The organism is Chitinophaga fulva, from assembly GCF_012927205.1.
GTDB lineage: Bacteria > Bacteroidota > Bacteroidia > Chitinophagales > Chitinophagaceae > Chitinophaga > Chitinophaga fulva.
Genome location: NZ_JABBGC010000001.1, coordinates 1,706,551 through 1,726,845, shown reverse-complemented (window position 1 = coordinate 1,726,845; position 20,295 = coordinate 1,706,551). Strand labels below are relative to the sequence as shown.

The window sequence follows — 20,295 nt, the reverse complement described above, 5'->3', positions numbered from 1 at the left end:
TAAAAGAATGTGAAATATATAGCTTTTTTTACAAATCCGATTTTAATACTTTCCTGAAAACCAGATAGATGACTAACGCAATGTACCCCACCAGGAATAACAAATAAATGCTGTCATCATACCGGTCGCCGCTCGCTGCGACCATTTTTCCGACCAGTGGGAAAGGCAGCAGTTCATCACCGGCCTGCAAAGGTAACAGGCCGCCAACGGGGCCTACATAACGTTTCAGCAGCAATACCAGTGTTTGTTCCAGCATCATGGTGTACCCAAGGAAAATGGCCATGGCAAACCCGGCCCTTTTCAACAGTACCGCCAGCAGCAAGGCCAGGCTCAATGCCAGCACCAGCTGCAGCCAGTAGTACCACAGGTAACTGAAACCCTCGAGGCTGATAGCATTATTGCCATAGGCAAACCCAATCACCACGGCAGTCAATATGGCGACCACAAGGGCGATGACAGACAATAGCAGCACCCATATCAGTTTGGCATATACAAACTGCCTGCGCTCCCATCCGTCAATGATGTTTTGGCGGCTGGTACGGAAAGTATATTCGTTCGTGACTAAAATTATCAGCATCAGTCCAAATAAAGCTGTCATGTAACTGCTGATATTGGCGACGGTTTGCCAAACAGTAGGAAAACCAAAAGGTGATTGTCCCAGCATTTTCGCTGCCTGGTTCAGTTCGCGGCTCGACATAATGTCCGCCGGCACGTAGTTTCCGGCCGGTATCATGATCACCGCGACTAGTAGCATTATCCAGAAAGTGCGGTAGTTCTTCACTTTCAGCCATTCGGTATAGAGTAATTGTTTCATGCGGGATCGTTGGTTATTTCCAGAAATGCTTTTTCGAGGCTCTTTTTGCGGAGTTGCAGGTGCTGCAGCCAGATGCCCTGCTGCGCCAGATAGCTGTTGACCTGCGCCGGTTCGGGCGATGCGTTAAATACTGCCACCACCACATTGCCGTTGAGCTGCACGCTGGTGCAGCCAGGGTATGCCAGCAGTGCGGACTTGAGCGCTTCATTGTTCACAGCGGCCAGCTCCAGGTAGTCATGCCGGCTGATCACCACGTCTACGCTGCCGGAACGCAGCAGTTTGCCGTTACGCAGAATAGCCACATGGGTACATACTTTTTCTACTTCATCGAGCAGATGGCTGGCGAGGATAATGGTTTTACCGGCTCCGGCCAGGTTACGCACCAGTTCCCTTACTTCGGCAATACCGGCGGGGTCCAGCCCATTGGTAGGTTCGTCGAGTATCAGTACTTCCGGATCGCCCAGCAGTACGGAGGCGATGGCCAGGCGCTGTTTCATCCCGAGGGAATATGTTTTGAAAGCTGCATGCTGTCTGGCGGTGAGGCCGCATATTTCCAGCACACGGGCGATATCATTTTTATCCCGCTGTTTGATAGCAGCAGCTATTTCCAGGTTGCGGTACCCGCTGAGATAGTGGTAAAAATTGGGCGTTTCCAATAGAGTCCCAATTTGCCGGCGTTGCCGGGCAGCGGCAGCCTGATCGAACAGCATGAAGCTGCCGGTATCGGCTTTCAGTACATCGGTCACGATGCCCAGCAGGGTAGTTTTACCGCTGCCATTCGGGCCCAGGATGCCGTAAACGGCGCCCTGCGGCACGTCGAAAGACACGCCGGACAAAGCCTGTACGGCGCCGAACTTCTTTGAGATGTTTTGTAAGGACAGGATAGACACAGCTGGCGTTGGTATTTTAGCTTGATGAAAAAGGAAAGGGAAACACAGTGAAAGATCTTATGGCGAAATCTCTCCTGTATTTCCCTTTATGTTTATAAAGATTTATTAGTTACGCACAGGTTTACCGGTTTTGATCACACTCTGCAGGCGTTCCAACGTTTTGCGTTCGCCGCAGAGGCTCAGGAATGCTTCCCTTTCCAGGTCCAACAGGTATTGTTCGCTGACGAATGATGGTTCGGTCAAATCACCGCCACACATGACATAGGCGAGTTTGTTGGCCACTTTCTGGTCGTGGTCGGAGATGTAGTTACCAAAGCGCATCGCATACACGCCGGCGAGCAGGGCGCCCAGTGCGCTGCGGCCCATTACTTTGATATCTGTTCTTTCCACCGGCCGGGTGTAACCTTCGTCGGCCAGGGCAATCACGCTGCGTTTGGCATCCGCGATGAGGCGGGATGCGTTCATGGTAATTTCATCATGTCCTTTGCGGAGCACGCCCATATCGAAGCCTTCAAAACCGGAGGTGGCCACTTTCGCAGTAGCTACGGCCATGAAGTAGTCTTTCAGTGGTTCTTCCTCGATGCGGCCTTCTTTAAACTCCAGGCTGGCGCGCAGCGTCATTTCTTTGGTGCCGCCGCCGCCGGGGATGAGGCCTACGCCCAGTTCCACAAGGCCGATGTAGGTTTCTGCGGCAGCCTGTACTTTATCGGCATGCAGCGCCATTTCGCAGCCGCCGCCGAGCGTCAGCGCATGTGGCGCTACCACTACCGGAATGGAAGAATAACGTAAACGCATAGTGGAACGCTGGAACAGGCGTACGGCCATGTCCAGCTCATCGTATTCCTGTTCTGCTGCCAGCATGAAGATCATGCCTACGTTGGCGCCGGCAGAGAAGTTGGTCCCTTCGTTGCCCACCACGAGGCCGCGGAAGTCTTTCTCCGCGCGGTCTACCGCTTTGTTCAGCCCTTCCAGCACTTCACCGCCGATGGTGTTCATCTTGGTTTTCCAGTCGAAACATACTACGCCGTCACCGATGTCTATCAGGTTACAGGCGCTGTTTTTCCAGACTATATTGTTGGAGAAGTTTTCCAGTATAATGAATTCGCCTTCGCCCGGTACGGTTTTATAGGCCTGACTGGCGACATCGTAATAGAATTTCTTACCATTTTCTACTTTGTAGAAGCTTTTGATGCCTTTGGCCAGCATGTCTTTTACCCATTGTGCCACGGTGAGGCCTTTTTCTTCTACCAGTTTAACGGATGCTTCCACACCCAGCAGGTCCCAGCTCTCAAAGGGCCCTATTTCCCAGCCGAAACCGGCTTTCATGGCGTCATCCACTTTATAGATATCATCGGCTATTTCCGGAATGCGGTGAGACACATAAGCGAAAAGGCGTGCATGGAACTGTTGATAGAACTGTCCGGCTTTGTCTGTGGCGGCTGCCAGCATACGGACGCGCTGTTTCAGGTCTTCCACCGGCTTGGCAGCATCGATGCTGGCGAATTTGGGTTTCTGCTTAGGCCCGTATTCCATCGTTTGCAGGTTGAGGGTAAGAATTTCCTTACCACCTTCTCCCTTTGTTTTTTTGTAGAAGCCCTGCCCTGTTTTATCGCCCAACCAATTGTTTTCCACTACTTTTTGCAGGAAAGACGGAATGTCGAAGATGGCTGCCTCTTCATCATTGGGGCAGTTTTCTTTTACGCCTTTGGCCACCTTGACCAAAGTATCGATACCTACCACGTCTGCCGTACGGAAAGTAGCTGATTTAGGACGGCCTATCACCGGACCGGTCAGCGCATCCACTTCGTCGATGCCCAGCCCCATTTCCTGCATGATATGGAAAATGGCCATGATAGAGTATACCCCAACCCTGTTGGCGATGAACGCCGGTGTGTCTTTACACAGCACGGTGGTTTTACCAAGGTACAGATCACCATAGTGCATGAGAAAATCGATCACCGCGGGGTCTGTATGTGGAGTAGGTATAATTTCGAGTAGCCGGAGATAGCGGGGCGGGTTAAAGAAGTGGGTACCGCAGAAATGTTTCTGAAAGTCTTCACTGCGGCCTTCCGTCATCAGGTGGATAGGAATGCCGGATGTATTGGAAGTGATCAGGGTACCGGGTTTGCGGAATTTTTCCACCTGTTCAAAAACAGTTTTTTTGATGTCCAGGTTTTCCACCACCACTTCGATGATCCAGTCCACATCAGCTATCCGTTTCATATCATCGGTGAAGTTGCCGGTTTTGACGCGTTTGATCACATCTTTGGTATATACCGGCGAAGGGTTTGATTTAATGGCAGCTTGCAGCGCATCGTTCACAATCCGGTTCTTCACAGCGGGGCTCTCCAGCGAGAGGTTCTTTTTCTTTTCAGCATCGTTCAACTCTTTCGGCGCTATATCCAGCAGTAAAACCTGTACGCCGATACCTGCAAAGTGGCAGGCAATTCTTGATCCCATTACTCCCGAGCCGAGGACGGCTACTTTGTTGATGTGTCTTTGCATAGCTTTAGCCTTTTATGATCCTTGAATTTAGGATTTTTTTTCACGCAACGACACGTGCGGGATGCAAAGACATAAAGTTTTTTACAAATAAGTCGAAAACCGGGAAAACTGAGATTTCCCCGCAGCCTTGCCGGGATGGCAGTTATCTTAAAAGCAAAGGAGCGAAGTGACCTTCGCTCCTTTACGTGTTAAAGTATCTGTAAAACTTGTGTTGCCGGGATATCAGCTCACGCCGCTACCGGGAGCGACTGTTTCTGCCGGGTTCACAAATATCAGTTTACCGTTATCTTCCGCCATGAGGATCATGCCCTGGCTTTCGATACCGCGCATTTTGCGGGGAGCCAGGTTGGCCACCAGTGTTACCTGTTTGCCGATGATATCAGCCGGATTAAAATGCATGGCAATACCGGAAACGACTGTACGTTGTTCTGTACCAATGTCTACCAGCAGTTTGAGCAGTTTATCTGCTTTTTCCACTTTTTCCGCCTGTATGATAGTGCCTACACGCAGATCAAGCTTGGCGAAATCGTCGTACTGAATTTCTGCTTTGGCCGGAGCGGCAGGTTTCTCCGCTGCAGCCGGGGCGGCAGCTGCTTCTGCGGCCGGTTTAACGAGGCCAGCGTGCAGTTTCTCTACCTGAGCGGCGATCATGTCGTCTTCAATTTTCTTAAACAACAGTTCTGGTTCACGCAGAGAATAGCCTACGTTCACCAGTTTGGTGCTACCTGCATTTTCCCATTCCAGCATACGATCTACCACTTTCAGGAGATGACAGATCTTCCTGGAAGTGAATGGCAGGAACGGATGGGTCAGGATCGCCAGATTAGCCATCAACTGTAGACATACATGCAGACAGTTGTCGATTTTCATCTGCAATGCAGGCAGGTCAACTTCAGTATAACCATCAACCGGAGTACCTGCTTTGATCTTTTCCATTACCTTGGCCAGTATCCACGGCTCTTTCTTCTGCATGTACTTATTGCCCTGATCGGAAAGGTCCATCATACCTGCCTGTGCTTCGCGGAAACGGTAAGCTTCCAGGCTGGCTTCCACACTGTCTTTGGCAGTCTGGAAAGCCGCGAGCATTTCACGATCAGTATCATCAGCCACCTCTTCATGGAAACGAGGTACTTTGCCGCCACACAATTTATGCGTGAGCACCATGGTACGGTTCACGAAGTTGCCCAGGTTATTTACCAGCTCGCTGTTATTGCGGGTCTGGAAATCTTTCCAGGTAAAGTCATTGTCTTTAGTTTCCGGTGCGGTGCTGCACAGCACATAGCGGAGCACGTCCTGTTGATCAGGGAAATCCTTGATATAATCGTGTATCCATACCGCCCAGTTGCGGGAGGTAGATACTTTTTCCCCTTCGATGTTCAGGAACTCGTTGGCCGGTACGTTTTCCGGCAGTACAAATCCGCCGTGGGCCTTCAGCATGGCCGGGAAGATGATACAGTGGAATACGATATTATCTTTCCCGATGAAGTGTACCAGTTTGGTGTCGTCCTTGCACCAGTAATCGGCCCAATCAGGCGTCAGCTCTTTGGTGGCGGAGATATAACCGATCGGCGCGTCGAACCATACGTACAGTACTTTACCTTCAGCGTCCGGCAGCGGCACTTTGATGCCCCAGTTGCTGTCACGCGTCATGGCGCGGCTTTGCAGGCCGGAGTCCAGCCAGCTTTTACACTGACCGTATACGTTGTTTTTCCAGTCCTTGTGGCCTTCCAGCAGCCACTCTTTCAGCCATGGCTCGTAGTTCTGGAGCGGCATGTACCAGTGTTTGGTTGCTTTTTTGACCGGTACAGCATTGCTGAGCGCGGAGTGAGGGTTGATCAGTTCATCCGGGCTCAGGGAAGTGCCGCAGCGTTCACACTGGTCACCATAGGCTTTGTCGTTGCCGCATTTAGGGCAGGTGCCAACAATATAGCGGTCGGCCAGGAAAACCTGTTTTTCCGGGTCGAAGTACTGTTCTGATTCTTTTTCTTCAAAGAGGCCGTCATTGTACATCTTCAGGAAAAAGTCGGACGCAGTGGTATGGTGTATGGGAGCGCTGGTGCGTGCGAAAATGTCGAAAGAGATGCCCATGGCGGCGAAGCTGTCACCGATGATCTTGTGGTAACGGTCTACAACGTCCTGTGGGGTTACGTTTTCCTTCATCGCCTTGATGGTGATAGGTACCCCGTGTTCGTCAGAACCGCAAATAAATTTCACATCTGCCTTTTTAGCGCGCAGGTAACGCACGTAAATATCTGCAGGCAGGTAGCAGCCGGCCAGGTGTCCAATGTGGACGGGGCCATTGGCATAAGGTAATGCCGCAGTTATTAGATATCTGTTAAAATTTCCCATACTATCTTAAAGAATGCTTAAATAAATTTCTTTTCTCGTTTTTGTTTTTGGAATCATCAAACAATTTATCACCTTAGTCAGGCGAATAGTAAAAGTATTCACTAATCTGCAAAGGTAAACAAAAGTACAATGGTAAAAATTCCGCCATATCTGAAAAAAGGCGATCTGATTGGAGTGATGTGCCCCAGCAGCAAAATGGAACTACAGGCGGCTGAATATGCTGCCGGCGTGTTGTCATCCTGGGGATACCGGGTACATCTGGGCATTACGGTGGGTACCAGCTTTCACAACTTTTCCGCACCGGACGAGCTTCGGCTGGAAGAGCTGCAGGATATGCTGGACGATCCGGAAATTAAGGCGATCGTGTTCGGACGCGGCGGTTATGGCATGGTGTGTATCCTTGACAAACTCGACTTCACCCGCTTCCGCAAACATCCTAAATGGCTCTGTGGCTACAGCGATGTGACCACCCTCCATGCCCATATCCATGAACGTTATGGCATCCCAACCATTCATTCCATGATGTGCAGCGGTATTACGCCTGAAACAGTTGATAATGAATATGTAAACAGCCTCGCAGCCGTGCTGAAGGGCAAATCATACCGCTATACTACGCCCTCGCATACACTCAACCGCGAAGGCAACGCCTCCGGCCTGCTCGTAGGCGGTAACCTGTCCCTGCTGGCCAACGTTTCCGGCAGCAAATCGCAGATCGATACCAAAGATAAAATCCTCGTCCTCGAAGATATCGGAGAATACCGCTATAATATCGACAGGATGATGTATAACCTCAAACGCGCCGGCTGGCTCGACAAACTCGCCGGACTGATAGTAGGCGCTTTCACTGATGGCAAGGAAACAACGACTCCTTTCGGCCAGACGGAATATGAAATCATTCACAACATCGTGAAAGAGTATGACTATCCTGTTTGTTTCGGCTTCCCTTGCGGACATCAACCGGAGAACTATGCCGTAAAACTGGGCGTAAAACACGACCTGAAGGTAGGAGAACTTCGCTCAACTTTGATTTGCAAATGATTACTGCTGATTCGCCTGATTTGCGGAGATTGAAGCGAGTAACATAAAATAAATAGTAAAAGCACCCCCATCGGGTGCTTTTTCATTTATCATTGGTAATGTTAAATGCTATGTAATCTTCGGGCTGATCTTCGTTAATCAGGCGAATCAGCAGCAATCATGGCCATCACAGTTAGTCTTCCACATCCGGAACGATCTCCAGGCCATAGTCCTCCGCTGTAAGAACGCCTGCGGCACGGGTGTTTTCCAGCACTTCCGCATTAACAGTGAGATCATGTACAGTCGTCAGGTTATGCAGGTAATCTTTGCCGTATAATTTACCGGCGAGGCCACCAGGCACGTCCATCAGGTATTTGAGCACTTCGAGCACGATGTGCATACCGGTAGCGCCGTGTGTGGCACCCAGCGCACCCGCGTCGAAATTGCGGTATGCTTCTGTAAGGTCCAGTGCACAGCGGTAAGTGGCAGACCTGCTGCCATCGGGCAACGGCATATTAAACCCACCGTACCAGGCTTGCCAGTTGTGCACTTCACCGATCACCAGCGGAAGCTCGTGTTTCACACAGGCATCATTGAGCAGCAGATGCGTAGGCAGGTGCTGGGAACAATCAATCACCAGATCGAAGCCGGGCAGCAGCAGCGCGATATTTTCGGGCTTGGCCTGTACCAGCATAGGATAATGTTTGGTGAAAGGATTGACGGCCCACAGCCTGCTGGCAGCCATTTTCGCTTTATGTTTACGGATATCCTGCATCTGGTAAATCGGCTGACGGGGCATATCTTCATCGGTGATCACGCCATAGTCCGCAATGCCGATCACGCCTACGCCGCTGGCGCTGAGATATTGCAATACCGGGCTGCCAAGGCCGCCGGCGCCTACCACCAGTACACGGGCGTTTTTCAGTTTATCCTGCATGTCTACGCCTATGCCAGGTACTGCGATAGGATGTTTAAAATGCTGCAGTTCTTTTTCACTTAATGTCATACGCTGGATCTTTTATCTATTCCTGTGGAAACTCCAGGGTGAACTTACTGCCTTTCCCCAGGGTACTTTCCACTTTTATTTTTCCTTTGTGGGCATCTACGATGGCCTTTACATAGGTGAGGCCGAGGCCGAAACCTTTTACATTGTGCACGTTTCCTGTATGGGCGCGGTAGAATTTTTCAAAGATACGGGAAATAGTATCCCGGCTCATACCGATACCATTGTCGGTGAAGACGATAAACAGGCTTTTGCGGGTATTGTATGTCTGTATTTTGACTTCCAGGTTGTTCTCTTTTGAGTATTTGATCGCATTGTCCAGCAGGTTGAACACCACGTTCGAGAAATGCACGTCATCAGCCATGATCACCGGGTTGATGGCATCCAGCTGCAGGTCTACCACGCCATTTTTGGAGGCCAGTTGCAGTTGCAGGTTGTCGGTGGTATTGCGGATCACCTGATGTACGTCCATTACCTGTAACTTCAGGCCGATCTCATCTTTTTCCAGGAGGGCAGATTGCAGGATGCTTTCCACCTGTTTGTTCATCCTTTTGTTTTCTTCCTTGATAATACCGGAGAAGTAGCGGATTTTTTCGGTGTTGCTCATCACTTTTTCATTGCCGATAGCGTCGATGGCCAGGGAGATAGTGGCCAGCGGTGTTTTCAGCTCATGTGTCATGTTGTTGATGAAATCCGATTTTATTTCCGAGAGTTTTTTCTGATTAAGCAGAGTGCGGATGGTGAGGGCAAAGGCCGTGATGATGATGAGGGTGAACAGCACGCTGCCGGTGATCATAAAGCCCAGTTGGCGGGCAATGGAATCGTCGGACGGCATGATGATCATGAGGCTTTCCGTTTGCGGGCTGAGATTGAGCATGTCTTCCAGCGGCATGTAGGTCACCTGGTAACGTTTCAGTTCACTCGAACTGTCTTTTTCATTTTCCCGGTATGCCCGTTCAAAATTGGCGGAGTGTACTTTTAGTTGGGAACCGATACCATCCACCGGCGCCAGGATGGCGAACTCAAAACGGGTAGAATCGAGGTGATTTTTCCTCATTTTGGACTGAATGAGCTCTCTCAGTGCCTGTGGGTTGGTATAGATGTCACTCATGGAGGGCACATAAGGTACACCTCTGTCCATATCGAGCGCAAATCCTTTGGGGGCAGCCGGGTCCTTTCTGTTGTTGAGGCGGAACATCTGATATGTTTGGCGGGTGGCCAGCATGTCACGTTGTACATCGGTGATCATGTTGATGGACCGTTCCACCAGTTGCTCCTTTTTGATGGCCATGGCGTTTTTGATCCAGCTCACCTGGATATAGATAATGCCCAGGAGAGATAGTGTGATCAGGACGACAATTACAGGAAAAATTTTCTTTAGTGGTATCATGAAAGTCTAGTCAGGCCTTAAATATACTTAACCTGACATATTAAAAATTGTTAAAAAAGATATTTGCTATAGCAACTATGATACAAAATTAAATAGTTACAAAGGTCGCGAGGTCTCTTAACATCAATACAATATTACTTTAACGTAATTTTAACGGGGGATGTCTGATTTTATTAATGCGACTTTCCTTACCTTTGCTTTACAGAATTGGTACTAAATTTGATTAGTAACATTCTATAACAAAGTAATTAAACTTTCTACATACATCGACGTGGATTCGTTCCATAAGCGATTTAGATTTTGGTTGATAAAATGGTAAGGAGGTTTTCTAGCCTCCTTTTTTTATTTCCTTCTTTTTCAATGAGTTTTGTTACCCTTCCTAACCGTTTCCTTTTTCTGCTTATTTCTTTCCTGCTTTGTAATCAATTAATTAAATTTGATTAGAGATCAAAACGCATGTATATGGTTAGTCTGGCGCCCGGTATTTTGCTTATAGCCGATCCTTTTCTGAAAGATCCCAATTTTGCCCGTACGGTGATTTTTTTGTGTGAAAATGACGAAAAGGGCAGTTTCGGCTTCGTTATCAACAGGTTATTTGACCAGACCCTTGACGCATTGATTCCTGATGTCATTTATCCTGGTATTCCGGTTCATTACGGAGGCCCGGTACAGGTGGATACGATTCATTTCCTGCATCAGATGCCTGACCAGATTCCGGGCGGGCTACAGGTAGTGCCGGGGGTTTATTGGGGTGGCCGGTTTGATGATGTGGTGGAGTTATTGAACAAGGGAGCGTTGGACCTGCAGAAGATCAAGTTTTTTATAGGATATTCCGGCTGGACGACCGGTCAACTGGAAGAGGAGTTGCGGGAGAAGTCGTGGATACCATCTGAGAGTACTCCGGCATTGGTATTTGAATCCAGGGAGCAGCAAATATGGCAGCAGGCACTGAGAAATCTTGGCAGTAATTTCGCCATGATGGCAAATTTTCCCATCGATCCTTCACTAAATTAAATTTTCTAATATTCTGAAAGCGAAGCACATGTGCTTCGGGAGGGATTATTTGTGCAAAAATGAACAAAAAGGAATGACTTTTTTTGCAACAAATTAAATATCTTGCTAAAGTAACAACACAAAATAACCCGTTATAGTTCAGGTAAGGAACAACCGATAGAATACACCTATGAAGGCTACCTATGAAAAACATTGCACCTTCACAGAAAGACGCCCGAATTTACCTGAGACAACGATAGGAAGAAATATATATCACACATAACAAGCGCATTATTCATTAGGTAATATACACAGCCTGTGAAAGGGCTGCTCATGGATGTACGTGCATAACTGCGGTCCGACAGCGATGTGGGGCCTTGCGGGGATGTATTGTACAGAAGTGGGAATAGCGGAAATCCCGGGGAGGTAATCTTACCCGATTGACGGGTCTTCTAAGATTGGAATAGTTAGGACAAAACGAAGGCCGGGTAATCTTACCCGGCCTGTCCGTTAAATGATATGTATTACTGGTAGTATCTTATTTTTCCAATGCCACCGCACCTTCTACGAGCACAGTAGCCTTGTTGCGCAGCACTTCCACGAAGCCGCCGGTGATAGTATAGAATTCGCTGTGGTTTTTATCTTTCAGCACTTTCATTTTACCATTTCCGAGCGCTGCGATTAAGGGCGCATGTTTATCCAGTATTTCAAAAGAACCATCAATGCCTGGCAATTGTACGCCGTACACTTCGCCTGCATATAATTTTCTTTCTGGTGTTAATACTTCTAATAGCATGTTATGATCGTGAATGGTGATTAAATGGTCCCGGAGGACCATTCGGATTAGTTATTAGCTGCTTCCAGTAATTTCTTACCTTTTTCGATAGCCTGATCGATAGAGCCTACGAGGTTGAAGGCTGCTTCAGGATATTCATCCACTTCACCGTCCATGATCATGTTAAAGCCACGGATAGTTTCTTCGATCGGTACCAGTACACCTTTCAGACCGGTAAACTGTTCTGCCACGTGGAAAGGTTGTGACAGGAAACGTTGCACACGACGGGCGCGGGAAACGGTTTGTTTATCTTCGTCGCTCAGCTCATCCAGACCAAGGATGGCGATGATGTCCTGTAATTCTTTATAGCGCTGCAGGATTTGTTTCACACGTTGAGCACAGTTGTAGTGTGCTTCACCCACGATAGCCGGAGTGAGGATACGGGAAGTAGAATCCAGAGGGCTCACCGCAGGATAGATACCAAGGTCGGAGATTTTACGGTCCAATACGGTGGTAGCATCCAGGTGGGAGAAGGTGGTAGCTGGAGCAGGGTCGGTCAAGTCATCCGCAGGTACATAAACCGCCTGTACGGAGGTAATTGAACCATTTTTGGTAGAGGTGATACGTTCCTGCATCAGACCCATCTCAGTGGCCAGGGTTGGCTGGTAACCCACCGCAGAAGGCATACGGCCTAACAGCGCGGATACTTCGGAACCTGCCTGGGTGAAACGGAAGATGTTATCAACGAAGAACAGGATATCACGGCCGCCACCTGCAGAGCCATCACCATCACGGAAGTATTCCGCCAGGGTCAGACCAGACAGGGCCACACGTGCACGGGCTCCGGGAGGTTCGTTCATCTGACCGAACACGAAGGTAGCCTGTGACTGTTTCAGTAATTCTTTATCTACAGCGGTTACGTCCCAGTCACCATGTTCCATGGATTCTTTGAACTTATCGCCATATTTTACGATGTTAGCTTCGATCATTTCACGCATCAGGTCATTACCTTCACGGGTACGCTCACCCACGCCGGCAAATACGGACAGACCTTCATAACCTTTCGCGATGTTGTTGATCAGCTCCTGGATCAATACGGTTTTACCTACACCCGCACCACCGAACAAACCGATTTTACCACCTTTTGCATAAGGCTCGATCAGGTCGATTACCTTGATACCAGTGAACAGTACTTCTGTATCAGTAGCCAGATCTTCAAATTTAGGCGGCTGGCGGTGGATGGGATAACCATTGTCAGTTGCGATATCACCCAGACCGTCGATAGCCTCACCTACCACATTGAACAAACGTCCTTTCACCTGGTCGCCAACTGGCATTTTGATCGGCGCACCTTTATCCACTACGGCCATTCCGCGAACCATACCGTCAGTGGAGTCCATTGCCACGCAACGTACACTGTCTTCACCCAGGTGCTGTTGTACTTCCAATACTACTTTCTGACCATTTTCGCGGGTAATTTCCAATGCGTTGTAGATTTCGGGCAATTTGTCATCAAAGTGCACGTCCACCACGGGACCGATAATTTGTTTGATCTTACCTGTGTTAGGCATATTTTTAAAGAGGTTTATAAAATACTAAAAAGTTATTTCCTCAAAAACTGTTGCTCCGCAACGGTTTCTAAAATTTGGCGCAAAGGTAATAGTTAATGGGGGAAAATCAAAAAGCTATTAAGGAAAAAAAACCTTTTTAGTCCTCAATTGACGCGATGTTTTCAGTTGCTAACAGCTAAATTCCTGTCCAGACAACGCGGAATCTATCAAATATAGATTTTTCAACATTTATAACTTATCGACCCATTTCTTCTTTCCATCCTTCCTCCGTTCATATAAAAATAATACGCTTTTCTTTTATCGCTGATTATTTTTAGCGATTCCTCACATATATCTGGCTATAATATGAAGAAAATGAACAATGAACTGTCACGCCGCTCCTTTCTGGGCAACCTGTCCAAAGCGGGGCTGCTGGGCGTAACCGGCCTGTCCCCCCTGGCTGCCGGCGCCGTACGCAAAACCAACACCACGACCACCACCACCGATGAACCCGCCCATGCCTTCCTGTGCAAACCTTATCTGCAAATGCCCGCCCCTGACACCATCGCTGTCATGTGGCTCACCTCCCGCCCCTGCTACAGCTGGGTGGAATACGGCACCGACGGGCAGCTCAACCAGAAAGCCCACCACGTAACGAAGGGACTGGTAGACGCCAATAACCGTCTCCACCGGATAGAACTATCTCATCTCGAACCAGGCAAACAATACAGCTATCGCGTGCTTTCCAAGGAAATCACCGATTTCCAGCCATACAAACTTACCTATGGCAACACCCTTACCAGCGATACCTACACCTTCACTGCGCCCAACACGCAGGCAAAAGAGGTATCCTGGCTCATGCTCAACGATATCCACGACAGGCCCCAATCCATCCCTCACCTGATGGGACTGAACGGCAACGACCCTTACGATTTTGTGTTCTTCAACGGCGATATGTTCGATTATCAATCCAACGAACAACAGATCATCGACCACCTGCTGTCACCCTGTGGTGACACCTTCTCCACCCGGAAGCCTTTCATGTATGTAAGAGGCAACCACGAAACCCGCGGCAAATACGCCCGCGAATGGCACCAATACTTCGATAACCCGGACCATGGCAGCTATTTCGCTTTCACCTGGGGCCCCGTGCACACCATCGTGCTGGACACCGGAGAAGACAAAGAAGACAGCGCCCCGGTATATGCCGGCATCGCTGATTTTGACGGCTACCGCGAAGAACAGGCCCGCTGGCTGGAAAAACAGCTGCAAAGCCCGGCCTACAAAAAAGCCAAACATAAAGTGGTGCTCATGCACATCCCCCACTACCATGGTGGCGACTGGCATGGCGCATCACACTGCCGCCAGCTCTTCGGCCCGCTGTTCAACAAATATAAAATAGATATCCTCGTATGCGGCCACACGCACACCTATGGCGTACATGCGCCCGTGGCCGGTCAGCACAACTACCCGCTGATCATCGGCGGCGGCCCGCAGGAAGGCAAACGCACCCTCATCAAAATAAAAGCTGATCAGAAACAGCTGACGCTCACCATGCTGCGCGATGATGGGACTAAAGTAGGCGAATATACCATTTAGGGATTTTTTGATTTACGGATTTTTTGATTTTGCGAAAAAAACGAAGACCGAAGCAATCTCTCGCTCCGGTCTTCTCCGGTATCATCAGTAAAAATCAAAAAATCCGTAAATCAAAAAATCTCTAAATGGTACTATTCCGCTTTTACCATCGTCAGTACTTTCAGCAACAACCAGGCACCCAGCGCAGCCAGACATATACCTGCCATTAGCATTACATAATACTTAACGGTCCATTCCAGCGCCGTCTTCACACGGGAATAGAAAGGAATACCTCTCGCTGCCGCGCCTTCATACATGCTGAACTGTATCGTACAAAATTCATTCTCCTCATCAAAGTTGCCCAGTTCCACGCCCAGTTCCTGTAACTGCCGCTCTACCTCTGCAATTTTTTCGTGTAGCAGTATCCGTTCGTCGATTTTTCCCTGCTGGGAAGTGAGCCCGTTCAGCGATGCCAGGTTCTTTTCAAGAGAAACCTTGCTGGCATTGAGTTTCCGGTATTCATTGGTCTTATCTACTTTGGTGATGCTGGTAGATTTGATCGTACCGATTTTCTGAATGGCATAATAACAGGAATCGAATTTTTCCGGCGCCACGCCGATCATCAGCCGGAGGTCGCGGTTGCCTTTGTTGCCTGATTCCTGCTGATACTGGATCACTGCTCCAAACTGACGGATAGTGCCGTGCAGCTGTTTTTCATCCTCCGTAAAACTGGTGGAGCGGGAGTGTACATAAGCCACTTTCTCATATTTCTGGCTGGAGACTGTTGGGGCAGCTTCTCCTTTCAGGAATTTTTTCTCAGAAGCATAGTTTTTCTGTTGCACCTGCGACAGGAAGCTCTCGCTCTGACCGGCACTATCATCTCTATGCGATTGCGTATAGCCGTATAGCAGGCGGAGCAGGAACATGGCCAGAAAAACAAGCATGAGCCAGGTAAAAATTCGTTTATACCTCAACGTTGGTAAAACAGGCATTGCACATATAGGTTTTTGGGTTAGAAAAATGTATTCAAAAAATACGATAACGGATGTTGGCAGTTAAACAAAATCTCACATTATAAAAATCATTCACAAAGCAATAATACACAATTCCTAAAACATTGTACCAGTATAACTTAGATCAAGGCAAATAAATTGGAATCATTTTTGCCTGATAGTGGTTGTAACGCTCTATCTGCAGCAAAAAGCGTTATAAAAATTTTAACAATTTTGTTTAACATTTTGCCTTAATGACTAACTGCATTTAGACCGCGTTTGAAACACCAATCGACACCCTGGAAAGTAGCAGATCATTGAAGTATAAACCGGAACAAACAAAAGCAAGACATTGACTCTCCGCAAAGTCTAATAACAGCGAAACCAATCAGGACTAAAAAACAGGAGTATGAACAGATTATTTAAAAACACAGGATTATCTCTTTTACTTATATCCTTCTTTTTGGGTAGTTGTGCAACTACCTATTCCGCCTACAGCCCGGGGCCACAGGTACAGGTGGGGGCCTCTATTTCCTTCTATGATGAATTGAGTCCTTACGGCCGCTGGACCAGCTATCCCGGCTACAACCAGGTGTGGATACCGAATGCAGGACCAGACTTCCGCCCTTACTATACCGGCGGGCACTGGGTTTACTCCGATTACGGATGGACGTGGATGTCTGACTATTCCTGGGGATGGGCAGCCTTCCACTATGGCCGCTGGATGTTTGACGGCATGTATGGATGGATGTGGATACCCGGCACCGAATGGGGCCCGGCATGGGTAGACTGGAGAGGTGGAGGAGACTACTACGGATGGGCGCCAATGGGCCCTTCATCCTACAATATGCCGACTTCCTGCTGGGCTTTCGTTCCCAGAAGATATATCGGCAGCCGGCAGATCAACAACTACTATATCAACAATAGCCGTAACGTAACAATCATCAACAACACCACCATCATCAACAATAATTATGGTGGTACCCGAAACAACTATGGTAGTTCAGGCCGAATTTCCAGAGGCCCCGATGTACGGGAAGTGGAACGTTATACCGGTAGTAGCGTAAGACCTGTAAGAGTAGCCAATACCGACAGGCCCGGCGCAGGCAGGATACAAAACGACCAGTTGCAGATTTTCCGTCCGGATGCTAACGCACTTAACAGAGGAGACGCCAGCAGGCCTTCCCGCAGTGTGTTAAATGGTAACAACAATAACAGTGGTAACGGCAACATCAACAACGGTAACAACAATGGTGGCCGTGTGTCCCGCGAACCGAATTTCAATAACAACAATAATAACAATAACAATAATAACGGCAACATCAACAACGGTAACAACAACGGTGGCCGTGTGTCCCGTGAACCGAATTTCAATAACAATAATAATAACAGCAACAACAATAACGGCAACGGTGTCAATCAGCCCGGATACAACCGCCCTTCAAGGGGAATGACACCCAACAACAATAATAATCCGCAGCAGATGCAACGTGACCAGCAATGGCAGCAACAACAACAGCAACAACAGCAACAACAGCAACAACAGCAACAACAGCAACAACAGCAGCAGCGGGTACAACGGGATCAACAGATGCAGCGTGATCAACAGAGACAACAGCAACAACAGGTAGAACAACAGCAACGGATGCAACGTGATCAGCAAATGCAACGTGATCAACAGATGAGACAACAGCAGCAACAGGAGCAACAGCAACGGATGCAGCGTGATCAGCAAATGCAACGTGATCAACAGATGAGACAACAGCAGCAACAAATGGAACAACAGCAAAGGATGCAGCGTGAACAGCAACAACAACAGATGCGCCAGCAACAACAACAGCAACAGCAACAGGAAAGGATACAGCGCCAGCAGCAACAGCAGCAGGAACAAATGCAAAGACAACAGCAACAGCAGCAACAGCAACAACAACAATCCCGTCCATCCCGCGGTGAATCCGGTAACGACGGCGGCAACGGTGGTGGCGGCGGAGAAAGAGTTAGAAGAGGCTAGTTGAGATTGTAGACGAAACGATAAATCTGATTTTTAATTTTGAGAAAGGTTTCACCATCATGGGTGGAACCTTTCTGCATTAAGCGCAGCTCCAAAGGCTGGTGGCCTTCGTGATAAGGAGGCTGGTAATAAGGCTGATCAAAAGTTTGATAGCCCAATCTTTCGTAAAAAACGATACGGCGTTTTGCCTGTTCCGTCAGCGGTGGTTCTACTTCCAGTACCAGGTTGCCGAAACGTTTTTCCAGTTCTTCCATAATGTGGGTACCGATACCACCGCCTCTGGCAGACGCATGGACGGCCAAATACTCTACAAAGGTATAATCCGGTAAAGGCCAGTAACATACAAACCCGGCAAATTCCCCATCCTTTTCCAGCTGCAATATTTTCAAATTGCCGCTGTCCAGCAATGACAACACCACCGGCCAATCCCGTCTCTCTTCGTAGGGAAAAGCTTCTTCATACAGTTCTTTTATTGCCTGACCGGGGATATCTACCTGTTGAAATGTGATCATGCGCCAAAGTTAAGGATTCTTCGGCGGAGAAGGCACGCATTCAAACGGATCGGGGTTGTTGGCAGGTGCGGGTTTGCCGGCAGCCCAGCAGAAATTCATGGCCTGACTGGTAACGCTCACCAGTTTCAGGTTAACCTTACTGCCTTTACGACTGTTGGAAGCCGCTACGCTGCGTTCACTTTTTTCGGGGATATTATTGATCGTGTATTGTTCCGTTTTAAACACCTCATCGTTATTGCGCATATACTGCACCGTTACCACTACATTATCTATCGGATATTCTGTTTGGTTACGGACGACGATACTGAGGTTTTTGATGCCACCCAGTAAACCGGTGCGGTAATCGCTGGCGGAAACGGAGATGAACTGTTGCCAGTTGCGGCGGTAATACGCCCGTCTCTCTACAAACTGACCAGCCACCCGTTGTTGAACAGCCTGCCGGTCATCGATCTGGCGGCTTACATTGTTGCTTTGTTCCAGGCTTTTGCGCAGGTCGCGGTTTTCATTCCATAAACGCTGGTTTTCCGTGAGCACCCTGCGAACTTCCGTCTGCTGCCGGCAATAACCCAGTGCCAGGATAATGGTGAAGATACAGAGTATGAGAGGAAGGATATATTTTCGATTCATAAGATATCAGCAGAAAAAATAATGCCAATGGCTGTTTTTCTTATTTTTGCGCAAATTTGCACAAATAGTATCCATGGAATTGATTTTAGTTGACAATGCCCAAAAAGCGGCGGAGTTTCTAGCAGTACACATCAGGCTAAACAAGGACGTACCTGGATGGATCAGACCACTGGACAAGGATATTGAAGCTGTATTTGACCATGACAAGAACAAAGCGTTCCGTCATGGAGAGTGTGCCCGGTGGATCATGAAAGACAAGCAGGGTAACCTGATTGGCAGAGTGGCCGCATTTGTAAACAGGAAGTATACCAATAAAGGGGATAAAGTGCCAGTAGGCGGTATGGGCTTCTTTGACTGTATCGATCAACAGGAGGCAGCCAACCTGTTATTTGACACCGCCAAAAAATGGTTACAGGAAAGAGGGATGGAGGCCATGGATGGCCCCATCAATTTTGGAGAGCGTAACAACTGGTGGGGGTTGCTGACGGAAGGTTACCACGAGCCTTTATATGGCATGAACTTCAATCCGCCGTATTATGTTCGGCTGTTTGAAACTTATGGCTTCAGGCTGTTCTTCAATCAGATCTGCTACGATATGCATATCTATGGCGAACTGGCGGACAAATTCTACACCCGCCATGCTACTATTAGCCAGAACCCGGATTATTCTGCGCGGCATATTAAAAAGAACCAGCTGGAAAAGTTTGCGCAGGACTTCAGCATCATCTATAATAAAGCCTGGGCCCAACATGCCGGTGGCAAAGAAATGAGCAAAGGGCAGGTACTGAGCCTTTTCAATCACATGAAACCATTGATGGATGAAAAGATTGCCTGGTTTGCCTATTATAAAGACGAACCTATAGCCATGTGGCTTAATCTGCCTGACCTGAACCAGTATGTAAAACACATGAATGGGAAAATGGGCTTATGGGGCAAACTGATCTTCCTTTGGATGAAACTGACCAAACAATGCCACAAGATAGTAGGTATCATTTTCGGCATTGTACCTGAGTTTCAGGGCAAGGGTGTTGACGCTTATATTATTTTGGAAGGCGCCAAAGTGATACAACGCAAAAGCATGCCTTACAATCAGTATGAGATGCAATGGATCGGTGATTTCAACCCCCGTATGCTGAATGTGGCGACCAGCCTTGGCGCTGAACCTTCCAGGATACTGACTACCTACCGTTGCATGTTTGATCCTAACATACCAGTAGAAAGACATCCGATTTTAAAGTAACGTGTTATCCGTTAACAGCATAGCCCGGCGCCACCTGGTAGCCGGGCTT

16 protein-coding genes are annotated in these 20,295 nt (G+C 48.4%); 5 read left to right on the top strand and 11 right to left on the bottom strand.

Annotated features, from left to right (window positions below; genetic code table 11):
- Positions 1-28: 28 nt before the first annotated feature.
- From HHL17_RS07255 to metG, 4 genes are all read right to left on the bottom strand, one after another.
- Positions 29-814 carry an ABC transporter permease gene (locus tag HHL17_RS07255; protein ID WP_169224086.1) on the bottom strand — a complete coding sequence of 262 codons (786 nt, stop codon included), beginning with the start codon at positions 812-814 and terminating at the stop codon, positions 29-31.
- Positions 811-1,704 carry an ABC transporter ATP-binding protein gene (locus HHL17_RS07250; protein WP_169224085.1) on the bottom strand — a complete coding sequence of 298 codons (894 nt, stop codon included), beginning with the start codon at positions 1,702-1,704 and terminating at the stop codon, positions 811-813. Before HHL17_RS07250 ends, HHL17_RS07255 begins: the two co-directional genes overlap by 4 nt.
- 105 nt (positions 1,705-1,809) lie before the next feature.
- On the bottom strand, positions 1,810-4,209 hold the full coding sequence (locus HHL17_RS07245) for a 3-hydroxyacyl-CoA dehydrogenase/enoyl-CoA hydratase family protein (RefSeq protein WP_169224084.1): 2,400 nt from the start codon (positions 4,207-4,209) through the stop codon (positions 1,810-1,812).
- 222 nt (positions 4,210-4,431) lie between these two features.
- Positions 4,432-6,558, bottom strand: a complete 2,127-nt coding sequence (metG, locus tag HHL17_RS07240) for a methionine--tRNA ligase (protein ID WP_169224083.1) — start codon at positions 6,556-6,558, stop codon at positions 4,432-4,434.
- A gap of 129 nt (positions 6,559-6,687) precedes the next feature.
- Between metG and HHL17_RS07235 the strand changes: the two genes are divergently transcribed.
- Positions 6,688-7,596, top strand: a complete 909-nt coding sequence (locus HHL17_RS07235) for a S66 peptidase family protein (protein WP_169224082.1) — start codon at positions 6,688-6,690, stop codon at positions 7,594-7,596.
- Between the two features lie 172 nt (positions 7,597-7,768).
- Here HHL17_RS07235 and HHL17_RS07230 read toward each other — a convergent pair whose 3' ends face one another.
- Both HHL17_RS07230 and HHL17_RS07225 read right to left on the bottom strand, forming a co-directional pair.
- Entirely contained in the window at positions 7,769-8,581 is an 813-nt protein-coding gene (locus tag HHL17_RS07230) for a HesA/MoeB/ThiF family protein (protein WP_169224081.1), read from the bottom strand.
- 16 nt (positions 8,582-8,597) lie between these two features.
- Positions 8,598-9,968 (bottom strand): sensor histidine kinase, encoded by a 1,371-nt coding sequence (locus HHL17_RS07225; RefSeq protein ID WP_169224080.1) that lies wholly within the window; start codon positions 9,966-9,968, stop codon positions 8,598-8,600.
- 462 nt (positions 9,969-10,430) lie between these two features.
- Here HHL17_RS07225 and HHL17_RS07220 point away from each other — a divergent pair, with 462 nt between their 5' ends.
- Positions 10,431-10,982 (top strand): YqgE/AlgH family protein, encoded by a 552-nt coding sequence (locus HHL17_RS07220; protein ID WP_169224079.1) that lies wholly within the window; start codon positions 10,431-10,433, stop codon positions 10,980-10,982.
- A gap of 517 nt (positions 10,983-11,499) precedes the next feature.
- Here the strand turns inward: HHL17_RS07220 and atpC are convergent.
- Positions 11,500-11,757, bottom strand: coding sequence for an ATP synthase F1 subunit epsilon (atpC, locus tag HHL17_RS07215; protein WP_169224078.1), 258 nt, complete (start codon positions 11,755-11,757; stop codon positions 11,500-11,502).
- 47 nt (positions 11,758-11,804) lie between these two features.
- Positions 11,805-13,307 (bottom strand): F0F1 ATP synthase subunit beta, encoded by a 1,503-nt coding sequence (gene atpD, locus HHL17_RS07210; RefSeq protein ID WP_169224077.1) that lies wholly within the window; start codon positions 13,305-13,307, stop codon positions 11,805-11,807.
- A gap of 345 nt (positions 13,308-13,652) precedes the next feature.
- Between atpD and HHL17_RS07205 the strand changes: the two genes are divergently transcribed.
- The gene (locus HHL17_RS07205; RefSeq protein ID WP_206155929.1) at positions 13,653-14,885 is read left to right on the top strand and encodes a purple acid phosphatase family protein; all 1,233 of its coding nucleotides are present in this window, start codon (positions 13,653-13,655) and stop codon (positions 14,883-14,885) included.
- Positions 14,886-15,016: 131 nt separating this feature from the next.
- Here the strand turns inward: HHL17_RS07205 and HHL17_RS07200 are convergent, their stop codons facing one another.
- Positions 15,017-15,808: a DUF4349 domain-containing protein gene (locus HHL17_RS07200; protein WP_169224076.1), complete on the bottom strand. Its 792-nt coding sequence runs from the start codon at positions 15,806-15,808 to the stop codon at positions 15,017-15,019.
- A gap of 457 nt (positions 15,809-16,265) precedes the next feature.
- Here HHL17_RS07200 and HHL17_RS33350 point away from each other — a divergent pair, with 457 nt between their 5' ends.
- Positions 16,266-17,867 carry a DUF6600 domain-containing protein gene (locus tag HHL17_RS33350; RefSeq protein ID WP_206155928.1) on the top strand — a complete coding sequence of 534 codons (1,602 nt, stop codon included), beginning with the start codon at positions 16,266-16,268 and terminating at the stop codon, positions 17,865-17,867.
- Here HHL17_RS33350 and HHL17_RS07190 read toward each other — a convergent pair.
- Positions 17,864-18,379, bottom strand: coding sequence for a GNAT family N-acetyltransferase (locus HHL17_RS07190; RefSeq protein WP_169224075.1), 516 nt, complete (start codon positions 18,377-18,379; stop codon positions 17,864-17,866). The genes HHL17_RS33350 and HHL17_RS07190 overlap by 4 nt on opposite strands.
- 9 nt (positions 18,380-18,388) lie before the next feature.
- Positions 18,389-19,006 carry a hypothetical protein gene (locus HHL17_RS07185; RefSeq protein WP_169224074.1) on the bottom strand — a complete coding sequence of 206 codons (618 nt, stop codon included), beginning with the start codon at positions 19,004-19,006 and terminating at the stop codon, positions 18,389-18,391.
- A 73-nt stretch (positions 19,007-19,079) separates the two neighbouring features.
- Here HHL17_RS07185 and HHL17_RS07180 point away from each other — a divergent pair, with 73 nt between their 5' ends.
- Complete coding sequence (locus HHL17_RS07180) at positions 19,080-20,246, top strand: hypothetical protein (protein ID WP_169224073.1); 1,167 nt, start codon at positions 19,080-19,082, stop codon at positions 20,244-20,246.
- Positions 20,247-20,295 lie beyond the last annotated feature (49 nt).